At 59.8% G+C, this 18,838-nt stretch carries 16 protein-coding genes; 10 read left to right on the forward strand and 6 right to left on the reverse strand.

Translation table 11 applies throughout. The features are described from left to right. The first annotated feature begins 98 nt into the window (after positions 1-98). Together pepN and PMI16_RS04670 are read left to right on the forward strand one after the other, a co-directional pair. Positions 99-2,795, forward strand: coding sequence for an aminopeptidase N (pepN, locus tag PMI16_RS04665; protein ID WP_007876879.1), 2,697 nt, complete (start codon positions 99-101; stop codon positions 2,793-2,795). 170 nt (positions 2,796-2,965) lie between these two features. After that, on the forward strand, positions 2,966-3,970 hold the full coding sequence (locus PMI16_RS04670; RefSeq protein WP_007876880.1) for a class 1 fructose-bisphosphatase: 1,005 nt from the start codon (positions 2,966-2,968) through the stop codon (positions 3,968-3,970). A gap of 85 nt (positions 3,971-4,055) precedes the next feature. On the opposite strand, the gene rarD is transcribed toward PMI16_RS04670, so the two are convergent. After that, a complete protein-coding gene (rarD, locus tag PMI16_RS04675) occupies positions 4,056-4,946 on the reverse strand; it encodes an EamA family transporter RarD (protein WP_007876881.1) in 891 nt (296 codons plus the stop codon). 454 nt (positions 4,947-5,400) lie between these two features. Next, positions 5,401-6,366, reverse strand: a complete 966-nt coding sequence (locus PMI16_RS04680; RefSeq protein WP_157212519.1) for a hypothetical protein — start codon at positions 6,364-6,366, stop codon at positions 5,401-5,403. A 481-nt stretch (positions 6,367-6,847) separates the two neighbouring features. On the opposite strand from PMI16_RS04680, the gene PMI16_RS04685 reads away from it, so the two are divergent. Continuing rightward, on the forward strand, positions 6,848-7,810 hold the full coding sequence (locus PMI16_RS04685) for a Dyp-type peroxidase (RefSeq protein WP_007876885.1): 963 nt from the start codon (positions 6,848-6,850) through the stop codon (positions 7,808-7,810). 111 nt (positions 7,811-7,921) lie between these two features. Here PMI16_RS04685 and PMI16_RS04690 read toward each other — a convergent pair whose 3' ends face one another. The 3 genes from PMI16_RS04690 to PMI16_RS04700 all read right to left on the reverse strand — a co-directional run bounded on the left by PMI16_RS04690 (position 7,922) and on the right by PMI16_RS04700 (position 9,867). Then, positions 7,922-8,224 carry a YciI-like protein gene (locus PMI16_RS04690; protein WP_007876886.1) on the reverse strand — a complete coding sequence of 101 codons (303 nt, stop codon included), beginning with the start codon at positions 8,222-8,224 and terminating at the stop codon, positions 7,922-7,924. An 87-nt stretch (positions 8,225-8,311) separates the two neighbouring features. Further along, on the reverse strand, positions 8,312-8,791 hold the full coding sequence (locus tag PMI16_RS04695; RefSeq protein ID WP_237719783.1) for a GNAT family N-acetyltransferase: 480 nt from the start codon (positions 8,789-8,791) through the stop codon (positions 8,312-8,314). A gap of 26 nt (positions 8,792-8,817) precedes the next feature. After that, complete coding sequence (locus PMI16_RS04700; protein WP_007876889.1) at positions 8,818-9,867, reverse strand: DMT family transporter; 1,050 nt, start codon at positions 9,865-9,867, stop codon at positions 8,818-8,820. On the opposite strand from PMI16_RS04700, the gene PMI16_RS04705 reads away from it, so the two are divergent. The 4 genes from PMI16_RS04705 (at position 9,848) to PMI16_RS04720 (ending at position 15,097) form a co-directional block, all read left to right on the forward strand. Then, the gene (locus PMI16_RS04705; protein ID WP_157212520.1) at positions 9,848-10,126 is read left to right on the forward strand and encodes a hypothetical protein; all 279 of its coding nucleotides are present in this window, start codon (positions 9,848-9,850) and stop codon (positions 10,124-10,126) included. The genes PMI16_RS04700 and PMI16_RS04705 overlap by 20 nt on opposite strands. Positions 10,127-10,526: 400 nt before the next feature. Further along, positions 10,527-11,279, forward strand: coding sequence for a substrate-binding periplasmic protein (locus tag PMI16_RS04710; protein ID WP_237719787.1), 753 nt, complete (start codon positions 10,527-10,529; stop codon positions 11,277-11,279). Then, positions 11,276-14,389, forward strand: coding sequence for a bifunctional diguanylate cyclase/phosphodiesterase (locus PMI16_RS04715; protein WP_007876894.1), 3,114 nt, complete (start codon positions 11,276-11,278; stop codon positions 14,387-14,389). The genes PMI16_RS04710 and PMI16_RS04715 overlap by 4 nt, the downstream gene beginning before the upstream one ends. Positions 14,390-14,395: 6 nt before the next feature. Continuing rightward, positions 14,396-15,097, forward strand: coding sequence for a glutathione S-transferase N-terminal domain-containing protein (locus tag PMI16_RS04720; protein WP_007876896.1), 702 nt, complete (start codon positions 14,396-14,398; stop codon positions 15,095-15,097). Between the two features lie 240 nt (positions 15,098-15,337). Here the strand turns inward: PMI16_RS04720 and PMI16_RS04725 are convergent, their stop codons facing one another. Beyond that, positions 15,338-15,607 carry a hypothetical protein gene (locus PMI16_RS04725; protein WP_007876901.1) on the reverse strand — a complete coding sequence of 90 codons (270 nt, stop codon included), beginning with the start codon at positions 15,605-15,607 and terminating at the stop codon, positions 15,338-15,340. A gap of 206 nt (positions 15,608-15,813) precedes the next feature. Between PMI16_RS04725 and PMI16_RS04730 the strand changes: the two genes are divergently transcribed. From PMI16_RS04730 to PMI16_RS04740, 3 genes are all read left to right on the forward strand, one after another. Then, on the forward strand, positions 15,814-16,569 hold the full coding sequence (locus PMI16_RS04730) for a helix-turn-helix domain-containing protein (protein WP_051994579.1): 756 nt from the start codon (positions 15,814-15,816) through the stop codon (positions 16,567-16,569). Between the two features lie 87 nt (positions 16,570-16,656). Continuing rightward, entirely contained in the window at positions 16,657-17,625 is a 969-nt protein-coding gene (locus PMI16_RS04735) for a DMT family transporter (RefSeq protein WP_007876903.1), read from the forward strand. Between the two features lie 128 nt (positions 17,626-17,753). After that, complete coding sequence (locus PMI16_RS04740) at positions 17,754-18,698, forward strand: HDOD domain-containing protein (protein WP_007876904.1); 945 nt, start codon at positions 17,754-17,756, stop codon at positions 18,696-18,698. Positions 18,699-18,838: the final 140 nt, after the last annotated feature.

Raw genomic sequence — 18,838 nt, forward strand, 5'->3', positions numbered from 1 at the left:
TCGCCGTTTTCTGCCTATCCATACGGTTGATTGGTAAAATCGTGTTTTGTTCCTACTGCACCTCTGCACCTCTGCACCTATTTCACGGGATCTCCTCCATGCGCACAGAAACGCCTCCGACGATTTACCGCAAAGATTACGCTGCCCCGACCTATTTTGTCGACACCGTCGAAATGGGCTTCGACCTCGAACCCGAACTGACCCGCGTCGCTACCCGCATCACCATGCAGCGCAATCCTGCCGCAGCCGGCAAGGATATCGAACTGTATGGCGAAGAACTGGACCTGGTCCAGCTGCGCCTCAACGGCAAGACGCTGAGCGCGCGCGACTACCGCGTGCAAGGCGGCATCCTGCGCATTCCCGGCGCGCCGGCCAAGGTGACGTTGGACATCGAAACCACCACCAAGCCGCACCGCAATACCTCGCTGATGGGTTTGTATGTGTCCAACGGCAATTTTTTCACGCAGTGCGAAGCCGAAGGTTTTCGCAAGATCACTTACTTCCCCGATCGTCCCGACGTCATGGGCAAGTACACCGTCATGCTGCGCGCCGACAAGAAGAAATATCCGGTGCTGCTGTCCAACGGCAACCTGATCGAAGAAGGCAATCTGCCCGACGGTCGTCACTACGCCAAGTGGGAAGACCCGTTCAAGAAGCCGTCCTACCTGTTCGCGCTGGTGGCCGGCAAGCTGGTCTGCCAGGAAGAAAAATACAAGCTGCAATCGGGCCGCGAAGTATTGCTGCAAGTGTGGGTGGAAGAGGGTAACCTCGACAAGACCCAGCACGCCATGGATTCGCTCAAGAACAGCATCCGCTGGGATGAAGAGCGTTTCGGCCTGGAGCTTGACCTGGACCGCTTCATGATCGTCGCCGTCGGCGACTTCAACATGGGCGCGATGGAAAACAAGGGTCTCAACATCTTCAACACCAAGTTCGTGCTGGCCAATCCGCGCATCGCCACCGATATCGATTACGCCAACATCGAAGCCGTGGTCGGCCACGAATATTTCCACAACTGGACCGGCAACCGCGTCACTTGCCGCGACTGGTTCCAGCTGTCCCTGAAGGAAGGCCTGACCGTCTTCCGCGACCAGGAGTTTTCCGCCGACATGATCGGCAGCGACAGCGGCCGCGCGGTCAAGCGCATCGACGACGTGCGCGTGTTGCGCCAGGCGCAGTTCCCGGAAGACGCCGGTCCGATGGCGCATCCGGTGCGTCCCGACTCCTTCGTCGAGATCAACAATTTCTACACCGTCACCGTCTACGAAAAAGGCGCCGAAGTCGTGCGCATGTACCAGACCCTGCTCGGCCGCGACGGCTTCCGCAAGGGCATGGACTTGTACTTCAAGCGCCACGACGGCCAGGCCGTGACCTGCGACGATTTCCGCGCCGCCATGGCCGACGTCAACAAGCGCGACCTCAAGCAGTTCGAGCGCTGGTACAGCCAGGCCGGCACGCCGCGCGTGGCTGCATCGGTACGTTACGACGCCAAGGCCAGGACGCTGGAACTGACGCTGGAGCAATCCTGCCCGCCTACGCCGGGACAAAAGAAAAAGCTGCCGTTCCACATCCCCGTCGCCGTCGGCCTGCTCGACGGCAAGGGCAGGGATATGGCATTGAGCTTGTCCGGCGAAAAGGCCGCCAGGCAAGCACAGACCACGCGCGTGCTGGAACTGACGCAAGCCAGACAGACTTTCAAGTTCACCGGCGTCGCCGAGAAGCCGGTGCCGTCCATCCTGCGCGGCTTCTCCGCGCCGGTGGTGCTGGAATATGAATACAGCGACGCCGAGCTGGCGTTCCTGATGGCGCATGACAGCGACCCGTTCAATCGATGGGAAGCCGGCCAGCGTCTCGCCACACGCCGCCTGCTCAACCTCACCATCGCCGTGCAGGCTGCGCGCCAGTCCGGCCACGTGGTCTCGGTCGAATCCGTGCTCGCCAACCTGCAGCAGGACGATGCCCTGACCAACGCGCTGCGCGCCACGCTCAACGACACCTCGCTTGATCCCGCCTTCCGCGAACTGGTGCTGACCCTGCCGTCGGAAACCATGATCGCCGAACAGATGGAAATCATTGATCCGCAAGCCATCCACGCCGCGCGCCAGTTCTTGCGCCGCACGCTGGCCAAGGACTGGCGCGCCGATCTGCTGGCGGCTTACAAGGCGAATCAAAACAAGGGCGCCTACAGTCCCGACGCGACCGCTTCCGGCAAGCGCGCACTGAAGAACGTCGTGTTGTCCTATCTGGCCGAACTCGACGACGAGCAGGCGCACGCGCTGGCGCAACAGCAATGCGACGGCGCCAACAACATGACCGACCGCCTGGCCGCACTCGCCGCGCTGACCAACAGCCGTGCCGAAGGCAAGGGCAAGGCGCTGGAAGCCTTCTACACCGAGTTCGAGCAAGAGGCGCTGGTCATCGACAAGTGGTTCACCCTGCAAGCCACCGCGCGCACCGCCGATGTCGACACCGTCCGCGCACTGGCGCAGCATCCGGCCTTCACGCTGAAGAATCCGAACCGCGCACGCAGCCTGATTTTCAGTTTCTGCAACGGCAACCCATCGGCGTTCCACGCGCTTGACGGCAGCGGCTACGCCTTCTGGGCCGAGCAAGTCATCGCGCTCAACGGCAGCAACCCGCAAGTCGCCGCGCGTCTGGCGCGCAGCATGGACCGCTGGCGCAAGTATTCGCCGGCGCTGCAGGAAAGAATGCGCGCCGCGCTGCGCCAGGTGGCCGACACGCCGAACCTGTCGCGCGACGTCGCCGAAGTCATCACCAAGTCGATGTCGAACTAGGCTCGATACAATTTGAACAAGAACCGCTAACAAAACGCCGATGGCAAGGCGCGTCGACGCAGACAGTACGAATGTACCTAAGTTAAGTGGAGCCAGGAGAAGCAACGCCGCCAGCGGTGTTTTGTTAGCGGTTCTAGCGCAAGAAGATTTGATTTTTAAGAGAGAGCATCATGACCAAACGCATCAGCCTGACCCAACATTTGATTGAGCAGCAACGCCTGCACAACAAGATTCCATCCGAACTGCGCCTGCTGATCGAAGTCGTCGGCCGCGCCTGCAAGAGCATCAGCCACGCCGTCGGCAAGGGCGCGCTCGGTGAAGTGCTGGGCAGCGCCGGCAGCGAAAACGTGCAGGGCGAAGTGCAGAAGAAGCTGGACGTCATCTCCAACGAAATCCTGCTCGAAGCCAACGAATGGGGCGGCCACCTGGCGGGCATGGCGTCGGAAGAAATGGAAACCATCCACCCGATTCCCAACCGTTATCCAAAAGGCGAATATCTGCTGATGTTCGACCCGCTGGACGGCTCCAGCAACATCGACGTCAACGTCTCCATCGGCACCATCTTTTCCGTGCTGAAAGCGCCGGACGGCATGACCACGCCATCGGAACAAGACTTCCTGCAGCCGGGCGCCAAGCAAGTCGCCGCCGGCTACGCCGTCTACGGCCCGCAAACCGTGCTGGTGCTGACCACCGGCGACGGCGTGCATTGCTTCACGCTGGACCGCGAAATGGGGGCATGGGTGCTGACGCAACGCGACATGCAAATTCCCTCCGACACCAAGGAATTCGCCATCAACGCCTCCAACGCGCGCCACTGGTATCCGCCGGTCAAGCGTTACGTCGACGAAATGCTGGCCGGCGCCACCGGTCCGCGCGGCAAGGACTTCAACATGCGCTGGATCGCCTCCATGGTCGCCGACGTGCACCGCATCCTCAACCGCGGCGGCGTCTTCATGTACCCGGCCGATGCGCGTGAACCGGACAAGCCAGGCAAGCTGCGCCTGATGTACGAAGCCAATCCGATGGCCTTCATCGTCGAGCAGGCCGGCGGCGCCGCCACCAACGGCGATCAGCGCATCCTCGACATCCAGCCGGAGAAGCTGCATCAGCGCGTCGCGGTTTTCCTCGGTTCGAAGAACGAAGTCGAGCGCGTGACCGGTTATCACAAAGAGTAAGAGCGTAAGCGGCCGGCCTGCTGCGCGGTCGAAACGACAAAGGGACTTGCGATGCAAGTCCCTTTGTTATTTGCATGAATGATTTCTAACGCCGCCGCATCAACCGCACGCTATGAATCGCCGTAAAGCCGACCGACATCCAGATCGGGACATACGTCCACAACTGCGCCGAGGTCAGCGTCTCATCCAGCAGGATGAGTGCCACCACCACCAGCAACACCGGCTCCACATAACCGAGAATCCCGAACAAGCCCATCGGCAGCAAACGGCTCGCGCGTAGAAAGCAATCCAGCGCCGCGGTGCTCAACAGTCCCAGCCCCGGCAACAACATCAGATACATGTCGGGCCGTTGCCACACGGTTGGCAGATTCGGACTGATCGCCAGCGTGTACACCGCCACCGGCGTCAGCAGCGCGATCTCGATCGTGAAGATCACCAGCGAATTCAGCTTCAGCCGGCGCCGCAGCATGAAGTAAGGCGGATACCCCAGCGCCACCAGCACCGTCGGCCAGGAAAACGCGCGCGTCATCCACAGTTCATGCAGCACACCCGCGATCGCGCACGCCACCGCAATGCGCTGCCACACATCCAGCCGCTCGCCGTAATAAAAGCGCCCGATCAGCACCATCGCCAGCGGCAGCAGGAAATATCCGAGCGACACATCCAGCGCCCGTCCATTCAACGGTGCCCACAGGAACAGCCACAATTGCACCCCCAGCATCGCCGTCATCGCGACAAACAACAGCGCCTGCAAAGGTGCGCGCAGCAATGCAAGAACGGCATCACGCAACTGCGCGCCATGCCGGCGCCAGACGATCAGCACCAGCGCCGGCGGCAGCGTCCATACGATGCGCCAGGCAAAGATATCGAGCCCGTTGAGAGGCGCCAGCCAACCGGTATAGGCGGAGAGCAGGGCGAACAGCGTCGACGCGATGACCGACAGGGCGATGCCGCGCGCCGTTTCAGGGTGATTCATGCAGAAAGTGGGGTAAGGAAGATTTATGCAATAGCACCAATGAGATGCAAGCGCGATTGTAGCTTAGTGGAGCAACGTCACTGAGGCTTATGTTGAGAAAGCATGACGGAGTGGATGGAGATGCGATTTTGCAAAGGTGAATTTTTGCTAAAATATTGCTCACGCTGATGTAGCTCAGTTGGTAGAGCAACTGATTCGTAAACATATTTCTGACGTCAGAAAATTCAGATATAGGATACGACGAATCAGAAAATCCATATTTCAATAAAAAGACGCTGCATGCCAAATTGGAAAATCCTGGCTCCGTTCATATATTATATTCAGGTTGCTTGAAAATCGCTTCTCCCCGATTCGTAATCACCGTCAATTGCGAATATTTGATCGATATACGATCCAAAACAAGGCCACGTGGGGCAGCTTTTTTTGATTAAAACATTCTTGTCGTATACTGCTTCTACCAAGGTCTGGGAAGTAGGCCTAAACGATAGGCGTCGGACGATAAGTCAACGTCTCCCTCCAATTCGTCAGATCCGCGAAAATTAAAAATGTCAGCAGTAGTCAAGGCATAATTTGAAGACTTTCTAGTTCTAAGTTTCATATCCTCGTAACACATCGTTTCGCTCAAAGTGATTAGATGCACATCACTGGCTAAAGATTCGTGTAAAGCCTTCACATGGTAGGCTCCGGTAATCAACAAGGCCGTCTTGGCATTTCCGCCTAAGGCATCGTGCACCCCGGATACCATGGCCTCCTCGCGCTGCTCCATGTTTTCTGCATTGACACTAAGCTTATCGAATCCATGTACTTCAAAGCCAACATGAAGCGCCATACCAGTCTTGACGATAGTGCGGTCATGATGAACCCGTCCCGGCTCTCGGTCAGGGCTACAAGGAGCGAGAAGATAAGGTAATTTTAGAGGTGTGCCTGCGTAAATATCGCTAACCGTTTCTGGGGTAGATATCTGGCCCTTTTCAACCTTGTTGAGGAATTCGTGAAATTGAGAAACATTAGCTGGTGGATTTTCGATCAATAACAATGGAGCATGAGTACCGTTGCTGATTTCCTTCAGAACATTCATGGCCGCCATCTCGGCAGCTGTAGCTGCATTGGAAATGTGCCCTTCTCCAATGAGAACGACGATGGGTTTATTGCTGTCATCGTGCTGTATCGACTCGAGAGCCTTACGGATGTAATTTTCAGTATGCGAAATTGCAATTCCTGGTGTGTCCCATTCAGGTACCTTACTAACCATTTCTTCAATATTCTCTTGCGAATACAGGATGTTCTCGGCTGTTGAACGCCCCGTATTGGGAAGGTGACTTCTCGAAGAGGTTGTCAACGAAGGATCGCTGACAGTGTCGTTTTGACTTTGCGGGATATTCGCCCTAGCAACAGCGCTGGTTTCACTGTTGGCATCCATGGGTATGTACCCATGGGCGTCCCCTGTGTTGGAAATAGTATGAGCCATCGTGATTTATCGAGTCCTAATTGTTGTTTTCAAGTGAGTCCGTATAGAGCCGCTCATTGTTGCCTTCAATAAAAACATGTTCTACAAGATATGTAGTGCTCGCTCGTATTTAGTTCCACGACACCATGTGAGCAACTGATTCGTAATCAGTAGGTCGGAGGTTCGATTTCTCTCATCAGCACCAGTATCTAAGAGGCTCACAGCGATGTGGGCCTTTTTTTGCGAAGAGCCCGGCCTTTTGGCGATGTTGTGCAAGTTCCAAGTCGTGTTCATTTTTACTCGAAAAAACGGTTAATCGGGCTATTTAGGCTGGGCAGAGGTCTGCTTCGGGTCGATTGAGGATGTCAGTCCTCGTCCTCGTGGCTGTTCTCCGCGTAAAATCCAATCCCAGATCAATAGCAAAAATAAAGAACAGAAAAGAGGAAAGATAACCATGGCAACTCCGCAAACGATGCTCTCGGTAGTCGCTCGCGACGAGGTTCATTTGCAGTTTTCATTGAAAGCGAATGTTGATACACAGCGACTTTTCCAGACGCTCGGAAAACTCTGGGAGCCTGAAATAACCGGCATTACCGATCCAACGCTCAATGAGCATCATCAACGCACGGGAGGCACTGCAAATGTGGTCCTGGGATTTAAGCCCGAACTCTGGCGTGAAGTTTATCCCGCAGGAATTCCGAACAATCTGGAATCCTTCCATCAAGATATCGTCAGTGCCGATGGCATGATCGCACCCGCTACACAATGCGATTTCTGGATCTGGATTACGCAGTCAAACGCCGCAACGCTCTATGACAGCATGAGCAAAACGGTAGCGATGCTGCGCCCTTTTGCCGATGTCGTCAGCGAGCAGGTCTGTTTTCCGTATCACAACAATGTGACGTTCGACGGGTTTGCCGATGGCGTTGCCAATCCAAATCCGTTCCGAGCCAATAGCGTCGCCATCATTCCTGACGGTGGCAAAGGCGAGGGCGGATCAACTGTGTTGATCCAGAAATGGAGAATGGACGTCGAAAAATTGAGAGGCCTGTCCGTGCATGAGGCTGAGAACGTCTGGGGGAGAACCAAAGCCGGAAGTCACCAGCTATCGCCTCTGCCGGAGGACTCCCATGTCGGCAGGAATCAATTTCGGCGAAACGGTGAGGAAATAGATATTGTCCGCAGAAATGCCAATTATGGAAACGCGAAAGAAGCGGGAATCATGTTCGTCGGTTTCTGCAACGACATCACTGTCACGATGGGGATGCTCAAGCAGATGTATGGCGTTGGCGACGATGGCGTTTCGAAAACGGACAAGCTGTTGAATTTTGCCACCGCCTTGTCTTCTGCTGTTTATTTCGTGCCAAGCCTGGATGCATTGCTGAAAATGGGCATCTCGCCGACCGACCTTGACTAGACTTGGACTCTTGAATGCGGCTGCCGGTATTGTCGCCCGCAACGACCTTTTCATGAACGCCGGTGTCACCGCGGCATACCGACATGGAGAGCTGGCGCCGACGTGAAGTCGTCAGCTCGGCCGGACAATCGTACCGGCATCTTCCCCCACCACCGTCGTCCACAAGCGCACCTGCCATTGCGTCACCACGCCATTAAGCACATACGGATCCTTGTTGGCGAAATTCTCGGCAACCTCCGGCGAGGTTCCCTTGAACAGCAGCATGGCTTCGTCTTCCGGATCGCTGAGCGCGCCGCCGAGAATCAGTTCGCCGCGTTCGGCCGCTTCCCAGGCGAATTTGAGATGGTCGTTGCGGAACGGCAGCTTGACGGTCTTGCTGTCTTTGACGAAGCGGTAAAAAAGTACGTAGTGCATGTCGGCCTCTCTTCAGGTGCGCAGCAATGCGCGATGAGAACAAATCGTCAGATCAGGGAATTGTACGCCGCGGCGCGCAAGTGCAAGTCATTGCGCTTGACGCTCGTAGTAGATGTCCCATTCTCCTTCGTCAACTTGTACAAAACCATGCCGCTGGTAAAAGCGGTTCGCTTTGCTTTGTTTCAGCGCGCCGACGCGAACCGGCATTGCGGCGGCATCTGCATCCCTGAATAGCCGCGCCAGCACGGTGCTGCCGATGCCTTTGCCCTGATGATCGGGATGAATGTACAGATGATCGAGCAGCAGATGCCCGTCGTTCCGTTTCGCCACGACAAAGCCGACGCGCTTGCCGCCAAACAGGATGTAGCACGTCTGCTCCGGCGAGAATCCCGATTGAAAACGTTCGCGTGCCCGGACCGGGTCGAAGCGTCCGACGCGTTCCAGGCTTTCGCGCATGGCGGCGATGCGGATGCCGATCAGTTCTTCGAGGTCGGCGCAGCCGGTCGGTGCGAAGGCGATGTCGGCGTCGGTGCATCGGGTCATGGCTGTGGCAGTCGTTGCGGACATGGCGGGCGGCGCAAGTCTCAAGGTTCTCAGTGCCGGTGCCGGTGATGCGCATCCGGGTAATGTGCATGCGAGTGCGTCAGGCCGGCATGCAGGTGCCGGTGGCGATGCGTGGTGCCGGGTACGACTGGGAAGTCGTGCTCGTGCAAATGGTGTTCGTCGTGGGTATGTTCGTGATCGTGTTCCATCTCTTCATGGCGATGCGTATGGGCGTGCCGTTCCGACAAATGCAGCCAGATGCCCCAGGCCATGAAGATGCCGGCGATCGCCAGTTGCGGGGTCAGCTGTTCCCCGGTCAGAAGGGCGAGGCCGGCGCCGAAGAAGGGGGCGACGGAAAAGTACGCGCCCGTGCGCGCCGTGCCGAGATGACGCAATGCGGCGACGAACAGCGCGAGGCTCACGCCGTAAGCCAGGAAGCCGACCAGCAGGGTAGCGCCGGTCACGGAAGCTTCCGGGAAGTGCGCGCCGGACAACAACGCCAGCACCAGGTTCGTGCCGCCGGCGGCAAGGCCTTTGACGGAGGCGATCCAGGTGGCGTCGTTAAGCGAAACCCTGCGCGTGAGGTTGTTGTCGAGCCCCCATGCCAGGCAAGCGCCGAGGACGGCGAGCGTCGGCCACAGCGCGACCGGGCCGGCCTGCGCAGGCCAGCTCAGGATGACGGCGCCCACGACGATGGCAAGCATGCCGGTCATGATGCGCCGGTCGACGTTTTCCCTGAACGCGAACCAGGCCAGCAGCGCAGTGAACACGCCCTCGGCATTGAGCAGCAACGACGCCGAAGACGCCGGCATGCCCGTCAGTCCGATCATCAGCAGCACCGGTGCGAGGACGCCGCCGGAGATAATCGCGCCGGCGAACCAGAGCAGCTCGGCGCGCGCCGGCATGGGCTGTCTGGCGCCGCTGATCCGGCGGTAGATGGTCAGGCCGAGGCCTGAACCCAGGTAGAGCAGGGCGGCGATCATCCATGGGGAATTGTTCTTCAGCAGCATGCCGGCCAGCGGCGTGGCGGCACCGAACAGCAGCGCCGCAAGCAGGGCTGCCTTCGGGCCGGACAAGGCGATGATCTTCAGTTTGTTCATGATGACTTCGCAGATTGGTTGGGAGATGGTCTATTTTAATCTCTTGCCGCAACAGGTCTCTGTGCAGCTGCAGGGGGGGCGTGACAATTTCTGCCGCGCCGGGGGAACGAAAGACCGATGCGCAGCAAATTATTCCCGATATCAGCGTACGAACGGGCAGCATGCGCTTTCATTTTTCTTCGATATGCGCAAGATTGTTGCGGTCGGGCAAAGGAGCGCCGAGGTATTCCGTTTCAGCGCGATGCTGACATTTTGCTGAACTTTCCCCGTATGTTCGTCGGCGCTGCATACGGCGTAAACAGGGTGTTTACCAGCCTATTTCCTCGGTTGCAGTTTAGTGGGTCGTCGGGTAACATCATCCGACCATGGCACTGGTGGTTTTCAACGAAATTGCAACTGATTCGCCTGCCGCGATGGGTCGTTTTCATGACGACAGGATGTTGGTTTGAGGCAACAACAATATCGCCCGGACGAACGAAAACGAACACCGGATGCCGGTAGCCAGCAAGCCATAAAACTAACGTACGCGAATGCGCTCGGATGCTCACGAAGGGGGCCGTATTTCTGTCATTTTTACCGCCGGGGGGACGGTGATTCGCCGCCGCTTTGCCCGTATTTTCCGTCTTGCCTGTGCCTGCAGCGTGCTGCTTGCCGCATGGATGCCAGGTGCGGCCAGCGCCGGCGGTCTCGATTGTTCCCGCCCTTATACCCTCGCCCTGCATGACCATGGCTTGCTGTATTCCGCCGATACCGATACCGGCATCGATAAAGACTTCGCGGACGAATTGATTCGCCGCAGCGGCTGCAAGATCGGCGTGAGCCTGATGTCGCGCGCGCGCATCTGGCAACTGATCGAATCGGGCGCGCTTGACTTCAGTCTGTCGGGCATCGCCAACCCGGAGCGCCGCCAGTTTGCCTCCTTCGCCTGGTATTTCAGCAACAAGTATTACCTGCTGGTGCGCAAGGATACCGGCATGCGCCAGCTGTCCGAATTCGCGCGCAGCGAAAAATTCCACCTCGGCGTGATTCGCAGTTTCCGTTACAGCGAGTCTGCCAATCGCCTGGTCGACAAACTGGCGACCGTCAATCGCATCACGCAGGCCGGCGGCCTCGATCCGCTCTATCAGGCGTTGCTGGCCAATCGCATCCAGGGCATGATCATGGAGCCCTTCGACTATCCGGTGGTGGAAGAGAAGCACATCCGCGACGTGACCTCGATCATCGAATTCAACGATCCGTCGGTGCCGCACGGCCTCATCATGTCCAAGAAAGCCTTGTCGCAGGCCGAGCGCGACAAGTGGCGCGCGCTGGTCGACGAGATGCGCGCCGACGGCACCGTGCGCCGCATCTTTGAAAAATATTTCTCGCCGTCGCTGGCCGCCACGATGGTCGACTTCCAGGCCGAGCCGTGAACTGGGTCCGGCAGATTCTGTTGCCGCTGGCGATCATGATCGCCGGCTTCAGCGTTACGTGGCTGGCATGGGATCACGAACGCCAGGCGTCGAACAAGGAGTTGCGCGCGCAGTTTGATTTTTCCCTGCGCGAGGCGGTCAGCCGCGTCGAGCAGCGCATCGCCAGTTATGAACAGATGCTGCACGGCGTGCAAGGGCTGTTCGTTGCCTCCGGCACCTTTGACCGCACGGGTTTCCACGAATACGTCACGGCCCTGAACCTGGACGCCAACTTCTCCGGCATCCAGGCCATCGGCGCCGAAGAATGGCTGGCCGACGGCGACAAGGCCAATCACGTCGGGCGCATGCATCGGCTCGGTTTTTCCGACTATGAAATTCGTCCGGCGGGCGAACGGCCTGACTATGCACCCATCATCATGCGCGAGCCTTACGTCGGCACCAATCGCGCTCCGTTCGGTTACGATCCCTGGTCCGAGCCCAAGCGCCGGCGCGCCATGGAAAAAGCGCGCGATTCCGGCATGGCGGCAATCTCCGGCAAGGTGCTTCTGGATATCGACAACGGTAATGAAGCGCAGACCAGTTTCCTCATGTACCTGCCGGTGTATGCGCACGGCATGCCGCAATCGACCATCGCCGAGCGTCGCGCCAATCTGATCGGCTGGGTGCATGCCTCGTTCCGCATGAGCGACGTGATCGCCAGCCTCTATGGCGAACAACCGCTGGGCGTGGCGTTTTCGATTTACGACGGTGTGGAACCGTCTCCCGATGCGGTGTTGTATCGGTCGGCCGGCGCTGATGCATCCGACGCCGCCTCTCGCAAGGATGTGATCTCCGCGACGGAATACCTGGTCGTGGCTGGTCACAACTGGACCCTGACCATGAACACGCTGGACGACTTCAATGCCCGTTTCGGCCGTAACGCCGAGATGCAGACGGCCGTCACCGGCATCGGTCTGACCTTGCTGCTGGCCTTGCTGGCGTGGGCGCTGATGTCCAGCCGTCGCCGCGCGATCCGTCTGGCCGGCAAGATGACGCGCGAACTGCGCGCCAGCGAAGAACAGTTCCGCGCCATCGCCGACTGCACCGTCAACTGGGAGGTCTGGTGGGGCATGGACGGCAAGCCGCGCTGGGTCAATCCGTCGGTCAGGGAATACACCGGCTACACGGTGGAAGAATGCATGGCGATGGACGACTTCAGGGCGCAGATGATCTACGCCGACGATCTGCCGCGCGTGGCGCCCGAGCTGGACAAAGGCTTGCGCGGCGAACGCGGCGACGATCTCGAGTTCCGTTGCGTGCGCAAGGACGGCTCGCTGTTCTGGCTGTCGGTGTCGTGGATTCCCATCACCGACGCCAACGGCGCGCTGGCAGGTTACCGCACCAGCGGCCGCGACATCACCGAACGCAAGCAGGTCGAGGCCGAACTGCGCATTGCCGCCGTGGCTTTCGATTCGCTCGAGGGCATCATGGTCACCGATGCCGAAAGTCGCATTCTGCGCGTCAACAACGCTTTCGCCAAAATGACCGGTTACTCCCCCGCGGACATCATCGGCCAGACGCCCGACGTGCTGCGCTCGGATCGCCACAGTCCGCAGTTCTACGACGAGATATGGGAAACCATCCGACGCTTCGGCGGTTGGCAGGGCGAGGTTTGGACGCGTCGCAAGAACGGCAAGGTCTATCCGGAGTGGCTGACCATTTCCGCGGTCAAGAGCGACGACGGCGCCATCACGCATTACGTCGGCACGCATCACGACATCACCGAGCGCAAGATCGCCGAAGAACGCATCAAGGAGCTGGCCTTCTTCGATGCACTGACGCGCCTGCCGAACCGGACGCTGCTGCTCGATCGCCTCAAGCAGGCCATCGCCGTCAGTGCGCGCAACAAGACCAGCAGCGCCTTGCTGTTCATCGATCTGGATCATTTCAAGACGCTCAACGACACGCTCGGCCACGACAAGGGCGACCTGCTGCTCAAGCAGGTGGCGCAGCGCCTGGCCTTGAGCGTGCGCACCAACGATACGGTGGCGCGCGTGGGCGGCGACGAGTTCGTGGTGGTGCTGGAAAGCCTGCACAAGAGCCCGCAGGAAGCCGCCAACCAGACCAAACTCATCGGTGAAAAGATCCTCAGCGTGCTCGACGCGCCGTATCAGCTGGAAGACGTCGAATACCGCGCCACCGCCAGCGTCGGCGCCACCGTGTTCCACGGTCGTCAGGCGTCCATCGACGAGTTGCTCAAGCAGGCCGACCTGGCCATGTACAAGTCCAAGGAAACCGGCCGCAACGCCATGAGCTTCTTCGATCCCGCCATGCAGACCGTGGTGCTGGAACGCGCCGCACTGGAAGCCGGCTTGCGCAAGGCCATCGAGGGCGGTCAGCTGGTGCTGCACTATCAGGCGCAGGTGGTCGAAGGCGGCCGCGTGACCGGCGCCGAAGTGCTGGTGCGCTGGCAGCATCCGCAACGCGGCACGGTGCCGCCGGGCGAATTCATTCCGTTGGCCGAAGAGACCGGCCTCATCCTGTCGCTCGGCAACTGGGTGATGGAAACCGCCTGCGCCCAGCTGGCGCTGTGGGCCGAACGCATTGAGACCGCGCATCTGTCCATCGCCGTCAACGTCAGCGCGCAGCAGTTCCGCGAAACCGATTTCGTCGAGACCGTGTCCGGCATCCTCGCCAGGACCGGCGCCAACCCAAGGCGCCTCAAACTGGAACTGACTGAGAGCCTGCTGGTCGACAACGTCGAAGACATCATCCAGAAAATGTACGCGCTCAAGGCCAAGGGCGTTGAATTCTCGCTGGACGATTTCGGCATCGGTTATTCGTCTTTGTCCTACCTCAAGCGCTTGCCGCTGAACCAGCTTAAAATCGACCAGTCGTTTGTGCGCGATGTTCTCGTCGACCCCAACGATGCCTCCATCGCCAAGACCATTGTCGCGCTCGCGCAAAGTCTCGGACTGGGAGTCATCGCCGAAGGCGTCGAGACCGATGCGCAACGCAGTTTCCTGGCCGATGCAGGGTGCCACGCCTATCAGGGCTATTTCTTCTGCCGGCCGTTGCCCCTGGAAGAGTTTGAAAAATTCGTCCAGGAAGTCGATCCCATACTGGAGTAAGTTTTTATGTCCGCATTGTCATCTTTTCCGATCAACGCCAAGTGGCCGGCGCAACACCCTGAACGCATCCAGCTGTATTCGCTGCCCACGCCCAACGGCGTCAAGGTCTCCATCATGCTGGAAGAGACCGGCCTGGCTTACGAGCCGCATCTGGTCAGCTTTGAAACCAACGACCAGTTCTCGCCGGAATTCCTGTCGCTCAATCCCAACAACAAGATCCCGGCGATCGTCGACCCCGACGGCCCCGGCGGCAAGCCGCTGGCCTTGTTCGAATCGGGTGCGATCCTGATGTACCTGGCCGAGAAGAGCGGCCAGTTCCTGTCGCAGGATCCGGCTGAGCGCTATCAGACCATCCAGTGGCTGATGTTCCAGATGGGCGGCATCGGTCCGATGTTCGGCCAGCTCGGTTTCTTCCATCGTTTCGCCGGCAAGGAATTCGAAGACAAGCGTCCGCGCGACCGCTACGTCGCCGAATCGCGCCGCCTGGTCGGCGTGCTCGACCAGCGCCTGGCGGAGCGCGAATGGGTGATGGGCGACTACAGTATCGCCGACATCGCGATCTTCCCGTGGGTGCGCAACCTGATTGGTTTTTATGAGGCGGGCGAGCTGGTCGGCTTCAAGGACTTCAAGCACGTTGCACGCGCGCTGGCGGCGTTTGTCGAGCGTCCTGCCGTGATCAAGGGGTTGACGATTCCTGCCCGCGGCTGATCGCAGGAGCCCGTTTGTCGCCGCGACAATTGCGGCGATTCAGGGCTGTTCCGTGTGGAACCGCAACGGCTGGCCTGAAGAGGGCCGGCCGTTTTTTATCGGGACAAGAGAAGGAATAAGGCGGCGGGAGGCTGCACGGCAAGAAGGATAGGATGGGCAGCCGTCATATCCTTCAGAACAGAGAGGGAGCGCATCCGCCGTCATCGGCCGGGGCCGGGGAGGCGCCGCTCCGGTCCAGGTTCAGGACGGCTGAGCTTCCATATCGGTCTTGAAGACCTGGTCGATGACTTCCATGCATTCTTTCGCGGCGGCAAGATAGTCATGCTCCCCGGGAGCGCCGTTGGACAGTTTGGCCAGCTTGCGCGCGCGGCGCACCGATTCCAATGCATCGTCGCGGGTCAGGTAATTTTGCCTGACCAGCAAGGCGAGGATGTCCAGGGTCACGGCATAGTTGGCGATGCAGTAGCTGAGAGAAACGTCGTTGCCGGTCTCGTTGCAGGTAGTGGTCATCGTAAGCTCCGTTAAGGATGAGGGCTGGTGATGGAAAGAAGTTTAAGATGATCGGCTTGATAACGGTATCAGGATTTTCCTTAACAGGACGTCAAGCAAAATCGCCGCGGCAATGTTGCTCGCCATTGTATTGACGCAGACCATCATCGCAGGCGCACATGCCCGGCCGGCGGGCATTCCGGAGACCTGCGGGGTACAATGCCGGCATGGCACTTTCGCATCCCCTGACGCATCCCCTCACTTTCCGCAGCTATGGCGCCGACGGCGTCCTGCACCGGCACGAGCACGTCCAGATCGTGTTGCCGATGCAAGGGGAAATGGACATCGAAGTCGACGGCCGCGGCGACAAGCTCGACATCGCGCGCGCCGCTTTCGTGGCGCCCGACACCAGCCATGTGCAATCGGCCAGCGGCGAGAATCGTTTCCTGATTCTCGATTGCGATCCGGCCGACATCGGCGAGGACGATGCCGAACGGCTGCGGCTGCAAACCTTTTTGCCGATTCCGGCGGCGGTGCGACGATTGCTCGATTTCATCGATCTCAGCATCGGCGCCGATCGGCCGGCCGGTCAATTGCCGGAAGCGCTGGCGCGCCATTGCACGCCGCTGCTGCTCGATGCGCTGACGGCCATGCCGCAGCGCGCCTCGCGCCTGCACGCGCTGTTGCGCCGGATGGAAGCCGCACCCGGTCGCGCGTGGACCGCTGCGACCATGGCGCGCATGGCCAACCTCAGCGTCAGTCGCCTGCATGCGCTGTTCAAGGCCGAGTTGCAGCAGACGCCGCAGGAGTGGTTGTCCGATCTGCGCTTGCGCCTGGTGCAGGAGGCGCTGGTCGAATCCGACGTGCCGCTGGCCGAGCTGGCGCTGCGCGCCGGTTATTCCGACCAGAGCGCCCTGACGCGCGCCATGCGCCGCACCACGGGCCTGACGCCATCGGCCTATCGCAAACAGCATCGTCAGTAGCCTCGGTCTATTTTTGGCGAGAGGCGGTCAAGACGGATTCCTGCCGTTTCACTATCCTGCATTCGTCATGGTGAAACGAGGTGCGGCATGCAGGGCAAAGGGCAGGGCAAGATTCTCATCGGCGTAGGCAACGGCGTCGCCGCCGGCGCATTCTGGGGACTGGTGTTCCTGGCGCCGCAGGTGCTGGGCAATTTCAGCGCGCTGCAATTGTCGGCGGCGCGCTATCTGGCCTACGGCCTGGTCGCGGTCTTGCTGTTGCTGCCGCGCTGGCGCGCACTGATGCCGCGCCTCGGCCGCGATGAATGGATCGCGCTGGTCTATCTGAGCTTTCTTGGCAATATCCTCTACTACCTCTTTCTCGCCAGCGCCGTGCAATGGGCGGGTGGCGCCTCGACTTCGCTGATCATCGGCTTGTTGCCGGTAGTGGTGAGCGTGATCGGCGCCCGCGACGAAGGGGCATTGAAACTGAGCGCCTTGCTCCCGCCGATGGCGCTATGCCTGTTCGGCGTCGGTCTGGTCGGCGTCGAAGCCTTGTCGGCGGAAACCGCCAGAGGCGATGTGGCCACGCGCGCCGCGGGTTTACTGTGCGGTTTCGGCGCGTTGGCGTCGTGGTCGACGTATTCGGTGCGCAACAGCCGCTGGCTGGCGCGGCGGCCTGATATTTCCTCGCACGACTGGTCGTTGCTGACCGGCATCGTCACCGGCGCGCTGGCCCTGTTGCTGGCGCTGGTACTGATAACTCCGGCTTTTTTGCATGGCCTGGAAGGGCATGACGGCGCCGACTGGTTGCGCTTCTGGGGCGTGGCCGCCGCCGTGGCGATCTTCGCATCGGTGGTCGGCAACGCCTTCTGGAACCGCGCCAGCCGGCTGTTGCCGTTGACGCTGAGCGGCCAGATGATCATCTTCGAAACCTTGTTCGCCTTGCTCTACGGGTTCCTGTGGGAACAACGCCTGCCGACCCGGCTGGAACTGCTGGCGATCGTTTGCCTGGTCGGCGGCGTGTTGTGGTGCGCGTCGCTGCATCGGGAACCGGCGGCGCCTGCCGTACAGGCATAGTTTTCCTGCAATGTTGCGATGCGGAGGCATCGTGCCGCCTCATACCCTCGCTTTGCACCTCCGGTAACTGATAACATCATGGGACCGCGCCAACAAAATGTACGGCGCCGATTTGCAAATGGCCCGCTATGACGAATTTCATTGATCCCATCGATTTCGAAGCCCTGAAACAGGACGATACGCTGCCGTCGCCCAGCGGCGTGCGCCTCAACATCATGCGCATGTGCCGGCAGGAAGACGTCTCCCTGCCGGAGCTGGTGACGCAGATCCAGGCGGATCCGGTGCTGGCCGGGCGCATCGTCAAGATCGGCAATGGTGCCTCGATCAACAAGGGGCGGCCGATCGTGGCGGTGAGCAAGGACGTGCTGCTGATGATCGGTTTGCATGCCGTGCGCCAGCTGGCCCTGGCGATTTCGCTGACCGCCGAGCGGCGCGACGACAATGACGGCGCCTGCCCCGGATTCGACTACGCCACCTTTTGGGCGCGGACGGTGGCGATGGCCTGTGCCTCGCAGGCCCTGGCGGAATACTACGGCGACGCGCCGCCCAGCGAGATGTTCGCCAGCGGCCTGCTGGCCAATATCGGCCGGCTCGGCCTGGCGTCGGCGCGCCCCGCGGGCTACTCGGCGTTGCTGAGCGAAGACATCGATCCCGAACAGTTCCGCGCCGCGGAAAAAACACGCTTTGGCTACCACCATCTGGAACTGGCCGCCGCGATGATGCAGGACTGGGACATCCCGCGCCTGTTTTGCGAAGCGGTGTTGCATCACGAGGCGCCGGAACAATCCGGCCTCCATGACGAGTCGCGCCAGTTGCGCCTGGCGCAGATGCTGCACGTGGCGGGCGCGGTGGCCGACTATTGCGTGGCCGCCGAGCAGGATCGGCTGGCTGCTCTGCAGGCGCTGCTCGATGCAGGCCTGCCGCTGGCCGGCGAAGTCGATCACGTGATCGCCATCTGCGATCGCACCGCCCGCGACTGGATCGAATGGGGCTCGATGGTCAAGATCGCCACGCATGCCATGCCGCCCACGCGCGACGTGATGCAGCAATTGCTGGAACAGCCGCCGGAATAAAATTGCGTCGGGCTTTCCGTCGTTGCTGCTTTGCATTGCAAATTGAGTAACACTGTTTCAAGTTGCGTTCTGCCGCATCGCGCGTCGCCTTCCTTTCATCGGCGGCACAAAAATCAATGGCGGTTTGAAATTGTTTGTGA

It is taken from the genome of Herbaspirillum sp. CF444 (assembly GCF_000282135.1).
Taxonomy (GTDB): domain Bacteria; phylum Pseudomonadota; class Gammaproteobacteria; order Burkholderiales; family Burkholderiaceae_D; genus Herbaspirillum.